The sequence below is a fragment of the Delftia sp. S65 genome (genome assembly GCF_016516495.1).
Classification (GTDB): domain Bacteria; phylum Pseudomonadota; class Gammaproteobacteria; order Burkholderiales; family Burkholderiaceae_C; genus Comamonas; species Comamonas acidovorans.
In genome coordinates this window covers 139,073-159,304 of record NZ_JACVUR010000011.1, presented here as the reverse complement: position 1 = coordinate 159,304, position 20,232 = coordinate 139,073, and the positions used below count along the sequence as shown (strand labels likewise).

Here is a 20,232-nt window from a genome sequence, read left to right as displayed (position 1 = left end):
GCGGGCCCCCAAGGAGAAATGCGTGCGCAGCAAGCTAAATGGATTCACGCTGATCGAGCTGATGATCACGGTGGCGGTGGTCGCCATTCTTTCGGCGATCGCCTACCCCTCCTACCAGGAATACGTGCTGCGATCGCGGCGCGTGGAGGCGCAAAGCCTGCTGGGCGAGGCCGCCGCCCGGCAGGAGCGCTGGCGGGCGCAGAACGGCGGCTACACAAGCTCCGTCGCCAACCTCAGACTGCCCTGGGGGGACAAGTCCGAGAACGGCCACTACACCCTGACGATGGCCACGGCCGCCAATGACGGCGGCTACACGCTCAAGGCCACGCGCACCGGCCGCCAGGCATCGGATAGGCGCTGCGGCGACTACACCCTGAACGCCCTGGGCGTGAAGGGCATCTCGCCCTTGGGAACGGTGGGAGACTGCTGGCGCTGAGCGCCACCGGGGCCGGGGTCTCAGTCCTGCGCCTCATCCACAAATTCCACCATGGCCGCCGACACCTCGAACTGCTGCTGCACAAAGCCCAGCATGCGGTAGTAGGTGCTGTCGGTTCGGCCGTAGGCAAGCGCCCCCAGCCGGATGGCGGCCGCCGCCATGTTCCAGTGTTGGGCGAAGGCCTCGCGCTCCATGGGCCCCGCTGCGCGCAGGCGCCTGATGTGTTCCAGCGCCAGTTCCACGGCCAGCTCCACATCGGCATCGGTGCCGTCGTCGTCGTAGTTGGCGTTGTCGTGTTCGCCTGCCACGCGCACCAGGAATTCCAGGGATCGCTGCATGAAGGCCAGCGCGGTCCGCATGGTGCAGTGAGTCCTGCGATGCCTGCGGCAAGCCTTGGCTTTTCCCGCTTGGCGAGTGGTGAGGGAAGGGGGTGGACGGGAAGCGGGTGAAGATGCGGTCATCGCTTGGCTCCTACTGGATTCAAGGAAGCCACCCGCACCGCTTCGACACGAGACGGGTGGACGGGATGTTCGAAGCACGTCAGTAGCCGTGCGGGCGTCCTCACGGAGAGCCCCATCCCGCCCAAAACCGTTGGAAGGGGCGTGCACAGGCACGTCCGCCTCAGGAATTCGGGCATGACAGAACCCCGCTTGACGTTGGGGGTCGCAAACGCTACTGGTAAGGTGCTTCGACACACCGGGCCTTTCGGCTTGGCGACAAGTGTAATGACTTCTGCCCCTGACCTGGGCAAGCGGCCTCGTACCCGTGCCGTGTTACCGCAGTCAGGTGCGTTGCGAATCCAGCTGCTCACCGTTCCTGGCCACTTCCTGCGCCTTGGAGTAGCTTTCGATCAGCAATTGGTACGGCGGAAAGATGGCGCTGTAGGCCTGCGCCCACTGCAACGCGTCCTCACGGTTCCAGGTCTTTTGCACCTCCGAGCACACCGCCGCCGTGTCCATCGGCACGACACCAGCCTGCACGATGCGCGCCAGCGTGATTTCCTGCGCCATTTTCGAGTAGGTCCCCGAGGCGTCGATCACCGCGAAGACCTGGTAGCCCTCGTGCACTGCGGCGATGCTGGGGAAGGCCATGCAGACGCTGGTGATCGTCCCCGCGATGATGAGCTGCCTGCGCCCAGTGGCCTTGACGGCAGCGACGAACTCCGGGTTGTCCCAGGCGTTGATCTCGCCCTTGCGCGCAACGTACCGGGCATGCGGGGCGTACTGGTGGATCTCGGGGATCAAGGGGCCGTTCGGACCCTGCGGCACCGATGCGGTGGTGATGACCGGGATCTTCGCCAGTGTCGCTACCTTGGCGAGTGTGGTGGCATTGGCACGCACCTCGGTGAAGGGCATGTCCTTGATGGTCTGGAACAGGCCGCTTTGATGGTCGATCAGCAGCATCGCCACATTGTCGGGATCGATGACCGGGCGGGCGCCGTTGAAGTTGGCGATGGTTTGGGGTGTGCTCACGGTCTTCTCCTCAATTGCCCTGGGTGAACGTGGTGTGGCTCGTGATCAGGTTGCGGTAGTCGGGGATGTGGTTGGAAAACAGAGTGCCCAGCCCCTGCACGTCGTTGCGCCAGTCGCGGTGCAGTTCGCAGGCAGCGCCGAACCAGCTCATCAGTTGCACGCCGGCCTGCGACATGCGATTCCACGCCGCATCGCGGGTGATGGGGTTGAAGGTACCGGAGGCGTCAGTGATCACGAAGACGTCGAAGCCTTCCTCGATGGCCGACAGTGCCGGGAAGGCCACGCACACCTCGGTCACCACGCCGGCGATGATGAGTTGCTTCTTGCCCGTGGCCTTCACGGCCTTGACGAAGTCCTCATTGTCCCAGGCGTTGATGTTGCCGGGCCGGGCGATGTAGGGCGCCTGGGGAAACTTGCTCTTGAGCTCCGGCACCAGCGGTCCGTTGGGGCCGTTCTCGAAGCTGGTCGTCAGGATGGTCGGCAGCTTGAAATAGCTGGCGATGTCGGCCAGCGCCAGCACGTTGTTCTTGAACTTGTCCGGGTCGATGTCGCGTACAAGGGATAGCAGGCCGGTCTGGTGGTCTACCAGCAGCACGGCGGCGTTGTCCTTGTCCAGGCGGACGTAGGGCTTGGTCATGGTGAATCTCCTTGGGTCGCCCAGACAAAGGTCTTGGCTGATGGATAGAGAATAGGATTTGAACGATGAACGCGGTAGTCGTTAATAATTGCCATCAGAGTCCTATCTGAGGAACGATGGAGACGGTGTGCAATGAAAGACCTGAACGACCTCTACTACTACGTGCAGGTGGTGGACCACGGCGGCTTTGCGCCCGCGGGCCGCGCGCTGGGGATGCCCAAATCCAAGCTGAGCCGGCGCATCGCGCAGCTGGAGGAGCGTCTCGGCACGCGCCTGATCCAGCGCTCCACGCGGCGATTTGCCGTCACCGAGACCGGCCAGACCTACTACGGCCACTGCAAGGCGATGCTGGTGGAGGCCGACGCCGCCGACGAGGCCATCGCGCTGACCCACGCCGAGCCGCGCGGCATCGTGCGCATGACCTGCCCGGTGGCGCTGCTCGATGCGCGCATCGCCGACATGCTGGCAGCCTTCATGGCCGCGTACCCGCGCGTGGAGATCCACCTCGAGGAAACCAACCGCCGCGTGGACGTGGTGGGCGAAGGAATCGACGTTGCCATCCGCGTGCGCCCGCCGCCGCTGGAGGACAGCGACCTGGTGATGCGCATGCTCGCCGAGCGCGGGCAATGCCTGGTGGCTTGCCCGCGGCTGTTGACAGGCGGCATCCCCCAGGTGCCCGCCGATCTGGCAGGCCTGCCGAGCATGGACCTGGGCCTGCCGCAGCACGAGCATGTGTGGCACCTGATCGGCCCGGACGGCACGCAGGCGGCCATCCGCCACCGGCCGCGCCTGGTCACGCGCGGCATGCTGGCGCTGCGCGCGGCGGCCTTGGCGGGGGTGGGCGTGGTGCAACTGCCCTCGATGATGGTGCGCGAGCAGATCGCGCGCGGTGAACTGGTCCACGTCATCCCGGGCTGGGCGCCACGGCGCGAGATCATCCATGCGGTGTTCGCCTCACGGCGCGGGCTGCTGCCGGCCGTGCGGGCGCTGCTGGATTTCCTGGCAGAGCGGTTTGAGGCGCTGGACGAAGACTGAGCTGCCGGGAAGCCGACTGGCTACCACCCGGAGCTCCATCTTCATCGCTGACAGATGAATGATCCGGCCGGGTACTTGATGCCTTCCACCTCCGGAAGCTGCTTTTCCAGAGCGACCAGATTTTCAATCAATCGGGGACCGTGCGATCACGCGGCCGTCGTGTTAGATGTGCGCCGAGCGGACGCCAGGAGACAGCTATTGTGCGCCATCGATCCTGCCCGTAGAGCGCGGCAATGTCCCGGTGCTTGCCGTTAGTCAGGCACGTAGTCAGGCACGTCGAACCCACTCCGGATGGCATCACGTCAAGCGTGTATCGCGCCACCGGGGCGCCGTTGGACGACATCGAAAGCTAGGTGTACCTGAAGCCCGAGACCAGTGCGGGCCCTTGGACTTCTTTGGACGTATTGGGATTTCTTGGGATGCCAGGATGGCCTGCCCGGAGGGACTCGAACCCCCGACCTATTGCTTAGAAGGCAATTGCTCTATCCGGTTGAGCTACGGGCAGATATGGCCGCTGACGGGCCAGCGCGGATCATACCCGCAATGGGTGGGCGCTCAGGGCTTGGCGGCGTGCCCTGGCGCCCTTGCCGTCATTCGGCGTCGTCTTCTTCCTCGAAAACCACCGAAGGAGGTGCCATCACGCGCGCCATGTCGGTCATCGTGGGCACCAGGCCGCGTGCAAGGTAGCTGTAGGGTGTGTCCGGCTCCAGCGCCGCAGCGGCAAGATTGGCCATGGGCTGGTTCATCGTCAGGTAGTAGCTGCCCACGGGCGCTTCGACGGCGCCGCGCGTGAGCGCATAGGCGCCGCTGGCGGGCGTGGCCGAGCGGGTTTCGTTGTACGAGTCGGCCAGCAGCTGGCCGGGCTCGGCCACCTTGAGCACCTGCAGGCCCAACAGGCGCAGCCTGTCTACGGCGGGCTGGGCGCTGGCGGACAGCCAATAGCCGCAGGAGCGCGGGCGCGACAGCGTGGTGCGCGGCTGCAGCGAAGCGTTCCAGTCCACGCGCACCTGCTGGTCGGCGCCCGTGTCGGGCTGGATCATGGTGAGGGTGCGCTGCTCGGGGGTCTGCTCGGCCAGCACGGCCAGTTGCTGGTGGCAGGCAAGGGAGGCGGTCTCGCGGGCCACGAAGGCCTGCACCTGGGTGAGGTCCTTGGCACGCTCGGCGCTGGAATGCAGCATGCGTGTGGACGCGGTGACCAGGGTGTGCACGCGCCGCTGGATGTGGGCGCGGCCCAGGTCCGAGCCACGGCTGCTGACCAGGTAGCCCACCGAGTTCTTGAGCCCGCTGACGTTGCGCAGCGAATCGGGCGCGAGGCTGCCCATGGAGATGGACTTGTCCTGCAGATCCTGGCTGGTGGTGTAGTACCAGTCGCTGCTCAGCCCGGCCTGCGACAGCGCGGTGCGCAGCGGCGCCGTGTACCACTCGCGCGCAGCCTTGGTCACGAATTCATTCTGGTTGGCCGTGGCCGAGTACTGCAGCAGGGCGTCGTAGCGCTGTATGGCCTGGTACTTCTGCAGGAAGATGCTGGCGGCGGGGAATTCCTGCAGGTCCACCACGGCGACGGGGCGGTAGTCGCGTGCCAGGGTGGCCAGGGCCTTGGCCTCCGGCGTGTTCAGGAGCAGGTGGTCATGGGCGATGTCGGTGCCATCGGCTGCATTGCGCGTGCCGGCTTCCACGGCGTCGGGGTTGGCGCGCGGCACGAGGATCACGTTGATCTGCTGCAGCAGCGGCTCCAGCAGGCCGCCGGGAGCGAGCTCGCGGGCGATGATGAGCAAGGCCTCCGTACCCGCGGGTTCGTCGCCGTGCTGGCCGGCCACGAGCATGACCGTGGGGCGGCGGCTGTCATAGAGCGCCGACGGCTGAATACCGGGTGCGCGCGTGGCCACCAGGGCCTGGATGGGGCTGCCGCGCTGCGAGCTGCCGGGCTGCACGATACCCAGGCGCGTGTCGCGGCCCAGGGATTTGCTGGCCTGGCTGTTCAGCCAGGAAGACAGTTCGCTGGCCGTGGTGAACTGGTTGCGCTGCGGGGCCAGGCCCGGTGTGTCGTAGCGGGTGGCTGGATCGGGAAAGCGCGCAGCCACGGCCGCGTTGTAGGGCAGCGGGACCAGGTTGTTGGCCGGCGCGATGGGCTGCGTGGTCGCCTGGGGCTTGGAGGTGGTGGGCCATGGCGGCAGCGGGGTGCTGGCGCAGGCGGAAAGCAGGGCTGCGCACGCCAGGGCCGACCACCGCAACCTGTCCTGTGGCAGCTCCGAATCGGGGCGCTGGCTGGAGGGGGTGGCGTGTGGGGTCTGCAGTGTCATGGCGTGGCCTTGAGGAACCAGTCGGGGGAGTCTTTGAAATCCGGGAAAAGGGCGCGGCCTTCAATAGCCGCAGGCCGCAATGCTATCGGGATGATAGCCATGCAGGCTTGCGGCGCGCTGTCGGCTGAATGCGCAATCTGCGCCATGTGAAAAGGGCTGCAGCCCCGGAGAGATGCAGCCCGTTTTTGTTGGCGGATTCCTCGGCTTGCCGCAGGGCATGCCAAGGAGCCGTGGTGCAGGTCAGCGACCGTAGCCGCCGCGCGAGGGGCCGCCACGGCCACCGCCGCCGAAGCCGCCACCACCACCGCCGCCACCATTGCCGCCGCGGTTGAAGCCGCCACGGCGGCCGCGTTCGGCCATGGTGTCCACGCTGGTGCGCATCGGATCGGGCTGGCCGCCACCTGCGCTGCCACGGGGGCCGCTGCTGCGTGCATGGCCCAGCTGCGTGCCCAGGTGGGCATCAGCGCGCGGGGGTTGGTCATCGAAGCGACGGACACCGCCGCCGCCTTCGCCGTCAGGGCGCGGGCCGCGCCTGGGGGCGTTCTGGGGGGCTGCCTTGGGGCGGTGGGCGGCGCCGGAGCCATTGCCCGGGCCATCGAAGCGATCGCGGCGCGGCTTGTTGTTGGCGCTTGCACCGGCGTGGTTGCGGCCACGGCCCTGGCCGCCGGCGTTGCCTTCGGAGCGGCCTTCGTCCGAGCCGGCCTTGGGAGCCTGGCCACGGCCGCCTGCGCGACCGCCACGGTCGGGCTGGGTGGCCTTGGTGGTGCGGATGCGGTCCATCATTTCCTGGCGCGCAGCCTTGGCGGCGGCCTGCATGACGTCACGGCTGGGCGGCTTGCCTGCACCGCCCCAGATGGTCTGGCGGCCCATGGCGATGGGTTCGGCCACTTCGTCCTCTTCCGGGCCGAAGCCTTCGAGCACCTGCACAGGGATTTCCTGCTTGGTGAAGCGCTCGATGTCCATCATGAAGCCTTCTTCGTCCATGCAGACCAGGCTGACGGCGTGGCCTTCGCGACCGGCACGGCCCGTGCGGCCGATGCGGTGCACGTAGTCCTCGGACACGTTGGGGATCTCGTAGTTCACGACGTGCGGCAGCTCGTCGATATCGATGCCGCGTGCAGCGATGTCGGTGGCGACCAGGGCGCGCAGCTCGCCGGTCTTGAAGCCTGCCAGGGCCTGGGTGCGGGCGCTCTGGCTCTTGTTGCCGTGCAGCGCCATGGCGCTGATGTTGTTCTTGGTCAGGAATTCGGCAACGTTGTTGGCGCCGAACTTGGTGCGCGTGAACACCAGAACCTGGCTCCAGTTGTTCTCGTTGATGATGTGCAGCAGCACCTGCTTTTTCTTGCCGCGGCCCACGGGGTGGATCACCTGGGTGATGCGCTGGACCGTGGTGTTGCTGGGCGTGACCTGGATGGACTGCGGGTTGCGCAGCAGGCCGTTGGCCAGGTCGCGGATCTCGTCGCTGAAGGTGGCCGAGAACAGCAGGCTTTGCTTGTCCTTGGGCACCAGGGCCAGCACCTTCTTGACGTCATGGATGAAGCCCATGTCCAGCATGCGGTCGGCTTCGTCGAGCACCAGGACTTCGACGGTGGACAGGTCCATGAAGCCTTGCTGCTGCAGATCCAGCAGGCGGCCCGGCGTGGCGACCAGGATGTCCACGCCCTTCTTGATGCGGTCGATCTGGGGCTTCATGCCCACGCCGCCGAAGATGACGGTGGAGTTGATGTCCAGGTACTTGGCGTAGCTGCGCACCGATTCCTCGACCTGTGCGGCGAGTTCACGCGTGGGCGTCAGCACCAGGGCGCGGATGCCCTTGCCGCCGAACTTGTTGCGCGGCACCTGGCCTTGCGAGAGGCGGTGCAGCATGGGCAGGGTGAAGGCAGCGGTCTTGCCGGTGCCGGTCTGGGCACCTGCCAGCAGGTCGTGGCCGGCGAGCACCGCAGGGATGGCCTGTGCCTGGATGGGAGTCGGGTTCTCGTAACCCTCCTCAAGCACGGCCTTCAGAATGGCGGGAGCCAGATTCAGTTCTTCAAATGTCATGTGATCAAAGATGCGCCCGTCCGGGGCGCTGGGTATCTGCCTGTCGAGGCAACCAGGGCGGTTGCCGGACCAGTCGTAGGCGGATGTAGTTCAATGTCGGGAGCCTGGAAAACAGCGTCCATCGTCCCCAGCTGGAATGCTGATGTCACGGGCAACTGGAACCCGTGACGCAGGGTATTGTCGCATGCGCGGATAATCACGGCTGGCGTGCAACCGATTTGTTGCCCGGTTTTTGCAGAAATCAACGATTCAAGTACTCGGACCAGAATGGCTCAATACGTTTTCTCGATGAACCACCTCACCAAGACCGTGCCGCCCAAGCGGCAGATCTTGAAGGACATCTCTCTCAGCTTTTTCCCGGGCGCCAAGATCGGCGTGCTGGGTCTGAACGGCTCGGGCAAGTCCTCGCTGCTCAAGATCATGGCTGGGGTGGACAAGGAATTCGAAGGCGAGGCGCTGCCCATGCAGGGCCTGTCCATCGGCTACCTGCCGCAGGAGCCGCAGCTCAATGCGGAGCACACCGTGCGCCAGGCCGTGGAAGAGGCCATGGCCGAAGTCAACGCGGCCCGTTCGCGCCTCGATGAAATCTACGCCGCCTATGCCGAGCCCGACGCCGACTTCGACGCGCTGGCCGCCGAGCAAGGCGAGCTCGAAGCCAAGATCGCCGCTGCCGGCACCGACTCCGAGCACCAGCTGGAGATCGCTGCCGACGCCCTGCGCCTGCCGGCCTGGGATGCCGTGATCGGCAAGCTGTCCGGTGGCGAAAAGCGCCGCGTGGCCCTGTGCAAGCTGCTGCTGTCCAAGCCCGACATGCTGCTGCTTGACGAACCCACCAACCACTTGGACGCCGAGTCCGTGGAATGGCTGGAGCAATTCCTGCACCGCTTCACCGGCACCGTGGTGGCCATCACCCACGATCGCTACTTCCTGGACAACGCTGCCGAGTGGATTCTGGAACTGGACCGTGGCCACGGCATTCCCTACAAGGGCAACTACTCCGAATGGCTGTTCCAGAAGCAAAGCCGCCTGGAGTCCGAGCAAAAGGGCGAGGAAGCCCGTGCCAAGGCCCTGAAGAAGGAACTGGAGTGGGTTCGCCAGAATGCCAAGGGCCGCCAGACCAAGTCCAAGGCCCGTATTGCGCGCTTCGAGGAACTGAGCGATTTCGAATACCAAAAGCGCAACGAAACCCAGGAAATCTTCATTCCTGTGGCCGAGCGCCTGGGCACCCAGGTCATCGAGTTCAACAACGTCACCAAGAGCTTTGGCGACCGCGTGCTCATCGACAACCTGACCATGAACATCCCCGCTGGCGCCATCGTCGGCATCATCGGCCCCAACGGTGCCGGCAAGTCCACGCTGTTCAAGCTGATCGCGGGGCGCGAGCAGGCCGACTCCGGCGAAGTCATCGTGGGCCAGACGGTCAAGATGGCCTATGTGGAGCAGACGCGTGACGCGCTGGCCAACGACAAGACGGTGTGGGAAGACATCTCGGGCGGGCTGGACATCATCAACGTCGGCAAGTTCCAGATGGCGTCGCGTGCCTACGCAGGCCGCTTCAACTTCAACGGCCAGGACCAGCAAAAGAAGGTCGGCAACCTCTCCGGCGGCGAGCGCGGCCGCCTTCACCTGGCCAAGACGCTGATCCAGGGCGGCAACGTGCTGCTGCTGGACGAGCCCTCCAACGACCTGGACGTGGAAACCCTGCGCGCGCTGGAAGATGCGCTGCTGGAGTACGCGGGCACGGTGCTGGTGATCTCCCACGATCGCTGGTTCCTCGACCGTATCGCCACGCACATTCTGGCCGCCGAAGGCGATTCGCAATGGGTGTACTTCGACGGCAACTACCAGGAGTACGAAGCCGATAAGAAAAAGCGTCTGGGCGAGGAGGGCGCCAAGCCCAAGCGCATGCGCTACAAGGCACTGAAGTAAGCATCAAAGGCAAGCCTCAAAGCGCCTCCGGCACGGGCTGGAGCCTGTATTCTTCGGGCCATGAATCCTCCACCCGTTTCTGTTGCCGCGTTGCAAGCCTGCCTGGTGCAGGCTGTGCGTGGCTCGGAGGCGCTGATCCTGCGGCTGCTGCAGCGCACGGCGCATGCCATGGAGCAGGCCGACCAGCCGGGCTCCGGCCTGCCGCGCCGCGCTGAAATCCCCGAGGCGCTGGAGCTGCTGGCCCGCCATCGGGCGCCCATGCTCAAGGGCTATGGGCGGGCGCTGCTGGAATGCTTTGGTCAATCCGGCGGCGCTGCGGCCTGGCCCCCTGTGCCTGGCATGTCCGGTGCGTCCGGTGTGCCCGGCACCACCGATTTCGCCTCCCTCTCCCTCCTGGACGATTCCGTGCTGCAGTCCCAGCTGGCCCACCAGCGCCTGCTGCAGCATGTGGCGCCGCAGGTGGAGATCGCGCTGGCCGAGCTCGATGCCCTGGTCAGCGCCGTCCAGGGCCTGGACCGTGTCCAGCCCGAACGCAATCCGCTGCGGCCCCACAGCTATGTGCAGGCGCTGCAGCGCGTGATCGACGACACCGGGGTGGACCCCGGCTCCGCCGCCTGCTGGCTGGGCTTCATGCGCGAGCACCTGGGTGCGCTGCTGGTGTCCGAGTACGGCCATATCGCCCAATCCCTGCGTGACAAGGGGGTGCAGCCTGCGGCCTATGGCCTGGCGCCGGTACAGGCCCCTTCGCCCGACGCGGGACGCCGCCATTCCGACCTGCCGGGGCAAAGCCGCTGGCGGGCACCTTCCCACTATGGCGATGCCGTGGCCCAGAGCCGCGCCTATGGCTCCTTTGGCCAGCAGGCCCAGGAAGATGAGCTGACGCGGCGCCTGGTGGCGGCCCTGCTGTCCGATCCACGCTGGATGGATTCGCACCGCGAGGCGCCCGCAGCGGCGCCTTCTTCCATGTTGGCGCTGGCCCACACATCCTCCTATTCCGTGCCCGGGCAGTTTGCGCCGGCCATGGACGGCGCAAGCCGCCTGCAGACCACCGCCTGGCAGGGCAGCGAGACGGCACCCACCGTGCTGGCGGCGCTGCCCGAAGGCTGGACTTCGCTGAGCTGCATGGCGCTGGAGTCCGTGCAGCACCACTCGGCCCAGCTGGAGCAACTGATGCAGGCGCTGCAGCCGCCCGAGCAGCAGGAGCCCGCACCCGGCGTGCGCGCCGACGACGGCGCCGCGCTGCACACCCTGCAGCGCATGATGCGTTTCATGGCGGCCGACACGCGCCTGCTGCCTTCCGTGCAGCGCACCGTGGGCCGTCTGGAGCCGCTGCTGCAGCAGCTGGTGGTCCAGGACGCGCGCTTTTTTGAAGACCGCAGCCACCCCGCGCGCCAGCTGCTGGATGAGCTGACGGCACGCAGCCTGTGGTTCGACAGTGAATCCGCGCCCGGCTACGGTCAATTCCTGCAGGTGGCCGATTCCGCCGCCATGCGGCTGGCGGCCCTGCAGCGTGCCGATGCGTCGGCCTTTGCCACGGTGCTGCAGCAGCTGCGCGACGGTTGGGGCGGCAGCGGCATGCAGCCCGTGGGCCCTGGCGAAATGCCGGAAGGCGGCACGGTGACCGGGCCTGTCTCGGCTGCGCTCAGGCATGTGGAAAGGCGGGGCTTGGACCCGCGCTGGCCCGAAACCGCCATGCCCAGGGCAGAGCAGATTGCAGCCGCCATCCGGCGCCTGCCCAGCGCCCAGGGCGTGCCCGATGACATTCTGGAATTCGCCACGGGACCCTGGGCCGAAGTGATCGCCAGCGTTCAGGAACCCGTGGACGGCAGCGAGGCCCGGGACCCCGGCGGCTATCTGGCCCTGGTGCCCAGCCTGCTGTGGAGCGTATCAGCCCATGCGGGCCGCGATACCGACCGCCTGGTGGCGCTGGCACCCCGGCTGCAGGCCCGGCTGCGCGCCGGCCTGCGCAGCGTGGGGCGTACGGAAGAGGAAATCCAGGCCTTTGCCGCGCGCCTGGCCGGCCTGCACCAGGATGCGCTGGATGCCGGTGTGGTCCGCCAGCCCATAGAGAGCGTGGACATTTATCTGGACTCCGTACCGCCCACCATCTACGGGTCGGACTCGGTGCTGGCATCCCTGTCTTCCTCCACTGGTGCGGCAACGCTTGGCCAGACAACGCCCGGCTCCCTGGCGGGCCGTCTGCCGCAGTCGTTGTTTGGCCTGGCGGCCTCCCTGCCGGTGCCGCTTGATGTGCGGCAGCCGATGGTGGACGATATCGGCGCGCTGACCGAGCAGGACCTGGAACTGCCCGAGGCGCTGCAGGATGAGCTGCCGGCCACCCCGGCTGCACAAGCGCCGCAGGCCCTTGCTGGGCTTGCGGGGCAGGCTGCGTTGGCCGTTGGCGAAGCCGCCCCGATGCCTGCCGAGCCCGCGCTGCCCCTGGAGCCACCGCCGCCGGTGGTTCCCGTGGTGTCCGAAGACTGGGCGCTGGGTACCTGGGTGGAACTGTCCAACGCCCGGCAGTGCATCCGCACCCAGCTGACCTGGGTCAGCCCGCAGCAGACGCTGTTCCTGTTCACGGCCACCGATGGCAGCACCCAGTCCATGACGCGCCGCATGCGCGACAAGCTGCTGGCACAAGGGCAACTGCGGCGCGTGGACTGAGGCGCCTGCCGCACATGTGCCGGCGCCGATGGGTACGAATCGTGCCCAATTCGGGCCTTGCGGAGGTTGAGGCCCGAGGCCTGTCAAAAAGACAATGTCCTGCATCGGTGCGCTCCGGATCACGGGGCGCATCACCGAATAGACCCCACCAGCAGGAGACAGGAATCATGGCGCGTTTGAGGATAGGCATCGTCGGAGCAGGCATTGGCGGACTGGCGGCAGCCAATGCGCTGCACCAGGCAGGGCATGAAGTATTGGTGTTCGAGCAAAGCCGGCAGTTCCTGCGCGTGGGCGCGGACATCAACCTCACGCCCAATGCCGTGCGCGCCCTCGATGGCCTGGGCGCCGACATTGCCGCCGCCGTGCGCGCCAGCGCCGCCCGGCCCACGCACCGCATCAGCCGCAACTGGGACACGGGCGAGGAAACCTCGCGCCTGACCATGGGTGACGAGGCCGAGCGCAAGTACGGCGCCCCGCAGTTGACCATCCACCGCGCCGATTTGCTGGCCGCGCTGGCCGATGCCTTTCCGCTGGACCAGGTGCAGTTGGGCAAGCGTGCCAGCCAGATCACGCAGACGGGGCAAGGCGTGGACATCGCCTTCACCGATGGCAGCGAAGTGGCCGGGCTGGACGCACTCATTGGCGCGGACGGCATCCACTCCGTGGTGCGCGCGGCCCTGTTCGGTGCCGAGAGCCCGCGCTTCACGGGTGTGGTGGCCTTCCGCGCGGTGGTGCCCACCGAGCGCGTGCGCCATGTGCCCGACATCCAGGCCTTCACCAAATGGTGGGGCGCCACGCCGCAAAGCCAGATCGTGACCTTTCCGCTGAACCAGGGGCGCGACACCTTCATCTTCGCCACCACGGCCCAGGATTCCTGGCACGAGGAATCGTGGACCACGCCCGGCAGCGTCGAGGAGTTGCGCGGCTTCTACGCCGATTTCCATCCCGACGCCCGGGCGCTGCTCGACGCCTGCGATGGCGTGCTCAAGACCGCGCTGTACGAGCGCGATCCCCTGCCGGCCTGGTCGCAGGACCGCATCACGCTGCTGGGCGATGCCTGCCACCCGATGATGCCCTTCATGGCCCAGGGCGCAGGCATGGCCATCGAAGACGCCGTGGTGCTGGCCCGCAACCTGGATGCCGCCCCGGGTCCGCAGCAGGTGCCCGAGGTCCTGGCGCGCTACCAGGCCATGCGCATGCAGCGCACCAGCGAGATCCAGATCGGCTCGCGCGGCAACAACTGGCTGCGCGCCGGTGGCAATGCCGATGGCGTCTACGGCTACGACGCCTGGGCGGTTGCGCTGCAGGCCTGAGCCCGGTCAGGGCCGGCAGGCGGCCAGTTCCCTGGCGCAGGGCAGCTCCAGCCCTTCGGCCGTGGTCAGCGACTGCGCGGCCAGCACGGCGCGCACCGTGGCCAGGGCCACGGCCTCGGCGGCCATGGCGGACAGGGTCAGCATGCCCAGCGAGTGCTCGGCCAGGCCCGTGCCCAGGGCGAACAGCGTGTCGCCATCGCTCATGGTGTGCACGGGGCGTATGGCGCGTGCCAGGCCGTCATGGGATACCACGGCCAGGCGCTGGGCCTGGACCTTGGTGATGCGTGCATCGGTGGCAATCACGCCGATGGTGGTGTTGGTGCCTGCCAGCAGCGGCCGGGGCTCTTCGCCGCGCAGCAGGGCACGGCAGGTGTCGTGCAGCTGGCGGCCATCGGGGCTGCGCGCGCCGGCCAGCAGCGCGCCGCTGTGGGGGTCGACCACATCGCCCACGGCATTGCAGGCGATCAGCGCGCCCACGGTGACGCCGCGCACGGTCAGCGAGGCCGTGCCGATGCCGCCCTTCATGGCGCGATCCATGCCGAAGACCTTGCCCACGCAGGCGCCCATGCCGGCGCCCACATTGCCCTCGGCAGGCCGCGCGGTGCTGGCGGCCTGGCAGGCCGCATGGCCGGCATCGGCACCCGGGCGGATGCGGCTGTCGCCCACCGCCAGGTCGAACAGCACGGCGGCCGGCACGATGGGCACGCGGCCCACGCCCACATCCAGCCCAATGCCCTGCTCATCGAGCCAGCGCATGGCGCCGCTGGCCGCGTCCAGCCCCCATGCGCTGCCGCCCGAGAGCATGACGGCATGCACCTGCTGCACCAGGTTGGAAGGATGCAGCAGGTCGGTCTCGCGCGTGCCGGGGGCGGCGCCACGCACATCGCAGCCCCCCACGGCACCGCCGCGCGCCAGCACGACGGTGCAGCCCGTGGGCCGGCGGGCATCGGTGTGGTGGCCTACCTCGATGCCCTGTACGCGGGTGATGGAGCCGGGGTCTGAGTCGGTGCTTGGCATGCGCTGCTCTGCTCGGTGATGGACAGGCCTTCACCTTAGCCGAAACGGCAGCCCTGCACCCCGTCTTCAGCGCAGCACTTCCAGCTGCGTGACCACGAAGGCGCCCTGGTCCTGCTCGGCGCGAAAGCGCACCTTGTCGCCGGCCTTGAGGGCGGGTTCGGGTGCAGCCACGCGCAGCTGGAAGACCATGGTCATGGGCGGCATGCCCAGGTTCTTGAGTTCGCCGTGGCGCAGCGTGACCTTGCTGGTGCGAGCATCCCAGCGCGTGACCTCGCCTTCGCTGAGGTCCTGGCTGGCGGCGGCAGGTGCGGTTTCTGCAGATTGCGCGCCATGCGCCGCATGGTCGTGGGCCGTGGCCTGGGCACCGGCCCAGGCCGGGATCAGCGCGGCGGCAAGGGCCAGGCGCACGGCAAGGGCGGTACGGGACGTACGGGAAACAAGGAGGGCTGTGTTGTGCATGGTGTGCTCCGGGGTTCAGCGGTAGCTGGTGAAGGTACGGGTGGAAACGTCGCTGTTCATGAGGTTCTTGGTGATCAGCAGCACCTCGTAGGGGTCCTTGCGGCCGCCGTACTCGGGGCCGTCCATGCCGGGGCTGCCCACGGGCATGCCGGGCACGGCAATGCCCAGCGCCTTGGGCTTTTGCTTGAGCAGCTTGTGCACGTCGGCCGCAGGCACATGGCCTTCGAGCGCATAGCCTTCGACCAGGGCCGTGTGGCAGGAGCCCAGGCGCGCCGGAATGCCCAGCCGGGCGCGCACGGCGCTGTTGCCGGTGTCGTGCACGGTGACGGCAAAGCCGTTTTGCTCCATGTGCACCACCCAGTCCTGGCAGCAGCCGCAGTTGGGGTCCTTCCAGACCTCGACGGCGATGCGGGTGCTGGGTGCTTCTTTGGGCGCCGTGGGTGCAGCCGCCCACAGCGAAGGGGCGGCGAATGCCGTGCAGGCCAGGGCCATGCGGCGCAGCGCACTGCGGCGCGGGTGGGCGGATGCCATGCGTTCATGTTTCATGGGGTGCTCCTGAAGGGGGGGAAGAAGTGGCGCGCTCATTGCGTCACCGTGATGGTTCCGCGCATGCCGGCCTGGTAGTGGCCGGGGATGAGGCAGGCAAAGTCGAAGCTGCCTTCGCGGTTGAAATTCCAGACCAGGTCGCCGGATTTGCCGGGCGAGACATGGGCCATGTAGGGCTCGCCGTGCTCCATGGTGGGGAACTTGAGCATCATCTGCGCGTGCTCGTCCAGCGAGGCCGGCGTGCCCAGCACGATCTCGTGCATGACCTGGCCCTTGTTGGCCACGCGCAGGCGCACCGTCTCGCCGCGCTTGACGCTGATGCGCTCTGGCGTGAAGCGCATGTTGTCGCTCATGTCCAGGGTGATGGTGCGCCGGGCGGCCGAGGCATCGCCGGCAATGCCCCAGGGCTTTTGCTCCTTGACTGCGGCGGCCTTGGGAGCGTCATCGTGGGCTTCGCTGCCATGGGCGAAGACGGTAGCGGGGCCGGCGAGCAGTGCGGTGGCGAGGAGGAGGGCAAAGGTGTTCATGAGGTACTCCTTGGATGGCATCAGTGGTGCTCATGGCCCGCACCGGGCTTGCGCACGCTGGGTGCGCCGGGGGACTGGCCGGGCGTGGTCTGGCGCGGTGCGGAGGCCTCGGCCGCCGGCCCCTTCCATTCATAGGCCACGCTGCCCTTGGGGTGGGTGAACCAGCCCGGGTCGCCGTAGTCGTTGGCGCCCAGCTGCTCGCGCACCTTGAGGGTGGTGAACATGCCGCCCATCTCGATGGGGCCGAAAGGGCCCGTGCCCGTCATCATCGGGAAGGTGTTGTCGGGCAGGGGCATTTCCATGGAGGCCATGTCGCCCATGCCGCGCTCGCCCATGACCATGTAGTCGGGCACGATCTTCTGGATCTTGCCGACCAGGCCCCGGTGGTCCACGCCGATCATGGTCGGCGTGTCATGTCCCATGGCGCCCATGGTGTGGTGGCTCTTGTGGCAGTGCAGGGCCCAGTCGCCCAGCTCGTCGGCGATGAACTCCACCTGGCGCATCTGGCCCACGGCCACGTCGGTGGTCACCTCGGGCCAGCGAGCGGACCGGGGCACGGGGCCGCCGTCGGTGCCCGTGACCTCGAATTCGTGGCCGTGCAGGTGGATGGGGTGGTTGGTCATGGTCAGGTTGCCCACGCGCAGGCGCACCCGGTCGCCGCGCCTGGCGACGACGGGGCTGATGGCGGGGAACACCCGGCTGTTGAAGGTCCAGATGTTGAAGTCCGTCATCTCGGCCACGCGCGGCGTCATGGAGCCGGGCTCCACGTCGTAGGCCGACAGCAGGAAGGCGTAGTCGCGCTGGACCTCGGCGATCTGCGGATGGGCCGCCTTCGGATGCGTGATCCACAGTCCCATCATGCCCATGGCCATCTGCACCATCTCGTCGGCATGCGGGTGGTACATGAAGGTGCCGGGGCGGCGCGCCGTGAACTCGTAGACGAAGGTCTTGCCGGGCGGGATGTGCGGCTGGGTCACGCCGCCCACGCCGTCCATGCCGTTGGGCAGGCGCTGTCCGTGCCAGTGCACGGTGGTGTGCTCGGGCAGGCGGTTGGTCACGAAGATGCGGACCTTGTCGCCTTCCACGACCTCGATGGTCGGTCCCGGGCTCTGGCCGTTGTAGCCCCACATGTTGACGAAGAAGCCCGGTGCCACCTCGCGCACCACGGGCTCGGCCACCAGGTGGAATTCCTTGACGCCTGCGTTCATGCGCCAGGGCGTGGTCCAGCCGTTGAGCGTGACCACGGGGCGGTAGGGGCGGCCGTTGGGCGGTGCCAGCGGAGCGGCGGTTTCGGCCGAGGACTGGGTCGCTGCCTCGGGCAGGGCGGCCAGGGCCACGCGGCTGACGGCGGCGCTGGAGACGGCGGCCACGGCCGCGCCGGTGAAGAAGTTGCGGCGGTTCATGTCAGTGGCTCGCTGTGTTCGTGGGAGTGGGTGCGGCGGCGCTGGATGCGGCCTCGACCGTGCCTGGCGAGGTTCCGGCCAGAGCCAGCTGCAGGTCGGTGTCGGCCAGCCAGAAGTCGCGCTGGGCGTCGGTGGCGGTGGCCACGGCCTGGGCGCTGTTGCGGGCCTCGGCCAGCAACTCCCAGACGCTGACGAACATGCCGTTGTAGCGGAGCATGGTTTCGTCCTGGATGAAGCGGCGCAGCGGCAGCACCTCGGCCTGCTGCTGGTGGGCCAGGTCCCAGGCCGTGCGGTAGCGCATCCAGCTGCTGCGCGCCTCGGCCCGCGCCTGGATGGCGCCTTGCTGCAACTGGGCCGCGCTGCGCTGGACCTCGGCACGTGCGCGGCCGCTGGCGGCGCCACCCCAGTCGAACAGTGGCAGGGGCAGGTCGATCTCCCAGCCGCGTGTCACATCGCTGTGGCCGGTGGCCCGGTCCGTGGCGGTGTTGCGGTTGTAGCCCAGGCCGATGTCGCCGAACATGGCTCCCAGGCGTGCCCAGCCACGGCGCTCGGCCAACTGATCCAGGTCGCGGCGCAGGGCGCGCAGGTCCAGGCGCTCGCGCAGCGCGGTGGCTTCGGCATCGTCCCCGGAGCGCAACTGCGTGGCGGCCTGCGGGATGGCGGGCAACTGGTCGGGCAGCTTGAAATCGATGCGCCGTCCCCACAGGCCCATCAGACGGGCCAGTTGCTCATGCTCTGCCGTGGCGGCCAGGCGCGCACGCGCCAGCTGGGCTGCGGTGTCCTGCTGGATGCTGAGCTCGCGTGCCTGCTGCAGCCGGCTGAAGTTGCCCACGCGGGCCATGCGGCGCGCCAGCTCGGCACCGGCCTCGGCCGCCTCGTGCATGCGCTCGCTGGACGCCAGCTGCTGGCGTGCGGCCACGGCGCGCAGCCAGGCGCGGCGCGTGTCGGCGGCCAGCCGCAGCACATCCTGCGCGGCGGTCAGGGTGGCCTGTTCCATCTGCATGCCCTGCCAGCGGCTGCGCCAGGGCAGGGTGATCAGGCTGACCAGGCCAAAGCTCAGCTGGCGCTCGATCTCGCGCTCGTCGCTGTTGACCATGCGGCCCAGGGCCAGCGTGGGGTTGGGCAGGGTCAGGGCCTGAACGCGTTCGGCATCCTGCACGCCCAGTTGCGCCAGGCGCGCCTGCAGGCCGGGGTTGTTGAGCAGTGCGATGCGCACGGACTGGTCCATGTCCAGCGGCTGGCGCAGCCACTCGTCGATGCGCTGCTGTGCCGTGTCGCGGGCCTGCAGATCGGTTGGTGGCAGCTGGGCGCCGTCCGGCAGGCGGCTGGCGGTATGGGATTGGACCGCGCCGCGCAGGCCGTCGGGCGAGATGCTGGCGCAGCCGGCCAGGACCAGCACGGCAGCCATGGCGCCGACCAGCCGGGTGGGGGCGAAGAGGGTGCGCTTCATGGCCGGCCTCCGTGCTGCATGTGAGAGCCGTGCGGGGACGGCGCAGGCGTGGATCGGCCGCTCTGGGCGGCTTCCCAGCGCAGGATGTCCATATGGCCGTTGGGAAACTCGGCCACGGCCGCATTGGCCTGGCGCCAGTCGGTCAGCTCGGTTTCCACGGCGCCACTGGCCGGCAGCGCGGCATGGCGCAGCGGCAGGCTGGCCGCAGCCGGATCGATGGCGCCGGTCAGGCCTGCGGAGGAAGAGGCCGGGGGGTGGCTGCCGTCATGGGCTTGGGCCCAGGCAGCGGGGCTGGACGCGGCAAGGGCCGCCAGCCCGAATTGGATAAGGGGGACGAGAAAATGCGCACGGCGCATGGTGTTCTCCTGAATGCGAAACGGACAACGCATCCGCGGCCAGACGCCCCGCCATGCCCGCAAGCGGGCTGCCCATGGAGGGGCGGCAGGGATGGCGCGGACGCACTTCGGGCGTCAGGCTTCAGGAAATGGGTGGCTTGATGGCCTGCAGCTTGGCCGCGCTGGCAAAGCGCGCGCTGCCTTGGGGGCGCAGTGCGGCGGACGGCGCTGCGCCGTCCGAACCGATCTGGCCAGGAGTGAAAAGGGCCGAATGGCAGATGCCGCACAGGGTGCAGCTGGGCCCATGTTCATGTTCGCCGCAGCTGCCGCCCGCAGGGCCACCGGCCTGGGGAGCGCAGCCTGCACTGTGCTCGGCGTGTGATGCGTGATCTGGGCCGTGATCTGCGACGTGCGCCGCATGATGCTGCTCGGGGCTGTCCGGCGATTGCGTGATTTCCAGCGCGACTTCCCGCGCGATTTCGGGCGCGTGGTGGTGGAGTGCCGACGCCGGAGCCAACGCTGGCGCAGATGCGGCAGCCGGCGCCAGGGCCGACATGACCGGCGCAGCCCCCATGGCCATGGCGTCGCCCAGCAGGCCACGAAGGACCAGCAGCAAGACCAGGACAATGGACAAGGGGCGGCGCATAGGCATGGATGATACCGGACGGT

General features: G+C 68.0%; 18 protein-coding genes and 1 tRNA gene. 5 read left to right on the top strand and 14 right to left on the bottom strand.

Features of this window, described 5'->3' with window-relative positions; translation table 11 throughout:
* Positions 1 to 436: type IV pilin protein (locus tag IAE24_RS12525; protein WP_325100528.1), on the top strand; the 436-nt coding region annotated here is incomplete at its 5' end.
* A 20-nt stretch (positions 437 to 456) separates the two neighbouring features.
* Here the strand turns inward: IAE24_RS12525 and IAE24_RS12520 are convergent.
* From IAE24_RS12520 to ycaC, 3 genes are all read right to left on the bottom strand, one after another.
* Positions 457 to 795 (bottom strand): hypothetical protein, encoded by a 339-nt coding sequence (locus tag IAE24_RS12520; protein WP_052195740.1) that lies wholly within the window; start codon positions 793 to 795, stop codon positions 457 to 459.
* A gap of 423 nt (positions 796 to 1,218) precedes the next feature.
* Entirely contained in the window at positions 1,219 to 1,908 is a 690-nt protein-coding gene (locus IAE24_RS12515; protein ID WP_141833730.1) for a hydrolase, read from the bottom strand.
* Between the two features lie 10 nt (positions 1,909 to 1,918).
* A complete protein-coding gene (gene ycaC, locus IAE24_RS12510; RefSeq protein ID WP_199961359.1) occupies positions 1,919 to 2,545 on the bottom strand; it encodes an isochorismate family cysteine hydrolase YcaC in 627 nt (208 codons plus the stop codon).
* 132 nt (positions 2,546 to 2,677) lie between these two features.
* On the opposite strand from ycaC, the gene IAE24_RS12505 reads away from it, so the two are divergent.
* Positions 2,678 to 3,580 carry a LysR family transcriptional regulator gene (locus IAE24_RS12505; RefSeq protein WP_012204737.1) on the top strand — a complete coding sequence of 301 codons (903 nt, stop codon included), beginning with the start codon at positions 2,678 to 2,680 and terminating at the stop codon, positions 3,578 to 3,580.
* A gap of 428 nt (positions 3,581 to 4,008) precedes the next feature.
* Here the strand turns inward: IAE24_RS12505 and IAE24_RS12500 are convergent.
* From IAE24_RS12500 to IAE24_RS12490, 3 genes are all read right to left on the bottom strand, one after another.
* Positions 4,009 to 4,085, bottom strand: a tRNA-Arg gene (locus tag IAE24_RS12500).
* A gap of 85 nt (positions 4,086 to 4,170) precedes the next feature.
* Positions 4,171 to 5,880, bottom strand: a complete 1,710-nt coding sequence (locus IAE24_RS12495) for a M14 family metallopeptidase (RefSeq protein WP_199961360.1) — start codon at positions 5,878 to 5,880, stop codon at positions 4,171 to 4,173.
* Positions 5,881 to 6,120: 240 nt separating this feature from the next.
* Positions 6,121 to 7,920 (bottom strand): DEAD/DEAH box helicase, encoded by a 1,800-nt coding sequence (locus tag IAE24_RS12490; RefSeq protein ID WP_063326567.1) that lies wholly within the window; start codon positions 7,918 to 7,920, stop codon positions 6,121 to 6,123.
* Positions 7,921 to 8,187: 267 nt separating this feature from the next.
* On the opposite strand from IAE24_RS12490, the gene ettA reads away from it, so the two are divergent.
* The 3 genes from ettA (at position 8,188) to IAE24_RS12475 (ending at position 13,826) form a co-directional block, all read left to right on the top strand.
* On the top strand, positions 8,188 to 9,849 hold the full coding sequence (gene ettA, locus IAE24_RS12485; RefSeq protein ID WP_013803101.1) for an energy-dependent translational throttle protein EttA: 1,662 nt from the start codon (positions 8,188 to 8,190) through the stop codon (positions 9,847 to 9,849).
* Positions 9,850 to 9,909: 60 nt separating this feature from the next.
* Positions 9,910 to 12,513 (top strand): DUF1631 family protein, encoded by a 2,604-nt coding sequence (locus IAE24_RS12480; protein WP_199961361.1) that lies wholly within the window; start codon positions 9,910 to 9,912, stop codon positions 12,511 to 12,513.
* 167 nt (positions 12,514 to 12,680) lie between these two features.
* Entirely contained in the window at positions 12,681 to 13,826 is a 1,146-nt protein-coding gene (locus IAE24_RS12475; RefSeq protein WP_012204753.1) for an FAD-dependent monooxygenase, read from the top strand.
* Positions 13,827 to 13,832: 6 nt separating this feature from the next.
* Here the strand turns inward: IAE24_RS12475 and IAE24_RS12470 are convergent, their stop codons facing one another.
* The 8 genes from IAE24_RS12470 to IAE24_RS12435 all read right to left on the bottom strand — a co-directional run bounded on the left by IAE24_RS12470 (position 13,833) and on the right by IAE24_RS12435 (position 20,197).
* Entirely contained in the window at positions 13,833 to 14,843 is a 1,011-nt protein-coding gene (locus IAE24_RS12470; protein WP_199961362.1) for a P1 family peptidase, read from the bottom strand.
* Positions 14,844 to 14,909: 66 nt separating this feature from the next.
* A complete protein-coding gene (locus IAE24_RS12465; protein WP_013803097.1) occupies positions 14,910 to 15,302 on the bottom strand; it encodes a copper-binding protein in 393 nt (130 codons plus the stop codon).
* Positions 15,303 to 15,317: 15 nt separating this feature from the next.
* Positions 15,318 to 15,848, bottom strand: a complete 531-nt coding sequence (locus IAE24_RS12460; RefSeq protein ID WP_199961363.1) for a DUF411 domain-containing protein — start codon at positions 15,846 to 15,848, stop codon at positions 15,318 to 15,320.
* A gap of 35 nt (positions 15,849 to 15,883) precedes the next feature.
* Entirely contained in the window at positions 15,884 to 16,375 is a 492-nt protein-coding gene (locus tag IAE24_RS12455) for a cupredoxin domain-containing protein (protein ID WP_199961364.1), read from the bottom strand.
* Positions 16,376 to 16,395: 20 nt separating this feature from the next.
* Positions 16,396 to 17,778 carry a multicopper oxidase family protein gene (locus tag IAE24_RS12450; RefSeq protein ID WP_088165228.1) on the bottom strand — a complete coding sequence of 461 codons (1,383 nt, stop codon included), beginning with the start codon at positions 17,776 to 17,778 and terminating at the stop codon, positions 16,396 to 16,398.
* A 1-nt stretch (position 17,779) separates the two neighbouring features.
* The gene (locus IAE24_RS12445) at positions 17,780 to 19,228 is read right to left on the bottom strand and encodes a TolC family protein (RefSeq protein WP_099734094.1); all 1,449 of its coding nucleotides are present in this window, start codon (positions 19,226 to 19,228) and stop codon (positions 17,780 to 17,782) included.
* Positions 19,225 to 19,584 carry a hypothetical protein gene (locus tag IAE24_RS12440; protein WP_199961365.1) on the bottom strand — a complete coding sequence of 120 codons (360 nt, stop codon included), beginning with the start codon at positions 19,582 to 19,584 and terminating at the stop codon, positions 19,225 to 19,227. The genes IAE24_RS12445 and IAE24_RS12440 overlap by 4 nt, the downstream gene beginning before the upstream one ends.
* A gap of 121 nt (positions 19,585 to 19,705) precedes the next feature.
* Positions 19,706 to 20,197, bottom strand: a complete 492-nt coding sequence (locus IAE24_RS12435) for a hypothetical protein (protein ID WP_233626273.1) — start codon at positions 20,195 to 20,197, stop codon at positions 19,706 to 19,708.
* Between the last annotated feature and the right edge of the window lie 35 nt (positions 20,198 to 20,232).

Bases quoted from the DNA above. Each gene is read 5' to 3' on its own strand.
- IAE24_RS12520 (WP_052195740.1), bottom strand. From the start codon at position 795: ATGCGGACCGCGCTGGCCTTCATGCAGCGATCCCTGGAATTCCTGGTG.
- IAE24_RS12470 (WP_199961362.1), bottom strand. From the start codon at position 14,843: ATGCCAAGCACCGACTCAGACCCCGGCTCCATCACCCGCGTACAGGGC.
- ycaC (WP_199961359.1), bottom strand. From the start codon at position 2,545: ATGACCAAGCCCTACGTCCGCCTGGACAAGGACAACGCCGCCGTGCTG.
- IAE24_RS12450 (WP_088165228.1), bottom strand. From the start codon at position 17,778: ATGAACCGCCGCAACTTCTTCACCGGCGCGGCCGTGGCCGCCGTCTCC.
- IAE24_RS12480 (WP_199961361.1), top strand. From the start codon at position 9,910: ATGAATCCTCCACCCGTTTCTGTTGCCGCGTTGCAAGCCTGCCTGGTG.
- IAE24_RS12505 (WP_012204737.1), top strand. From the start codon at position 2,678: ATGAAAGACCTGAACGACCTCTACTACTACGTGCAGGTGGTGGACCAC.
- IAE24_RS12455 (WP_199961364.1), bottom strand. From the start codon at position 16,375: ATGAACACCTTTGCCCTCCTCCTCGCCACCGCACTGCTCGCCGGCCCC.
- IAE24_RS12460 (WP_199961363.1), bottom strand. From the start codon at position 15,848: ATGAAACATGAACGCATGGCATCCGCCCACCCGCGCCGCAGTGCGCTG.
- IAE24_RS12475 (WP_012204753.1), top strand. From the start codon at position 12,681: ATGGCGCGTTTGAGGATAGGCATCGTCGGAGCAGGCATTGGCGGACTG.
- IAE24_RS12440 (WP_199961365.1), bottom strand. From the start codon at position 19,584: ATGCGCCGTGCGCATTTTCTCGTCCCCCTTATCCAATTCGGGCTGGCG.
- ettA (WP_013803101.1), top strand. From the start codon at position 8,188: ATGGCTCAATACGTTTTCTCGATGAACCACCTCACCAAGACCGTGCCG.
- IAE24_RS12465 (WP_013803097.1), bottom strand. From the start codon at position 15,302: ATGCACAACACAGCCCTCCTTGTTTCCCGTACGTCCCGTACCGCCCTT.
- IAE24_RS12445 (WP_099734094.1), bottom strand. From the start codon at position 19,228: ATGAAGCGCACCCTCTTCGCCCCCACCCGGCTGGTCGGCGCCATGGCT.
- IAE24_RS12490 (WP_063326567.1), bottom strand. From the start codon at position 7,920: ATGACATTTGAAGAACTGAATCTGGCTCCCGCCATTCTGAAGGCCGTG.
- IAE24_RS12495 (WP_199961360.1), bottom strand. From the start codon at position 5,880: ATGACACTGCAGACCCCACACGCCACCCCCTCCAGCCAGCGCCCCGAT.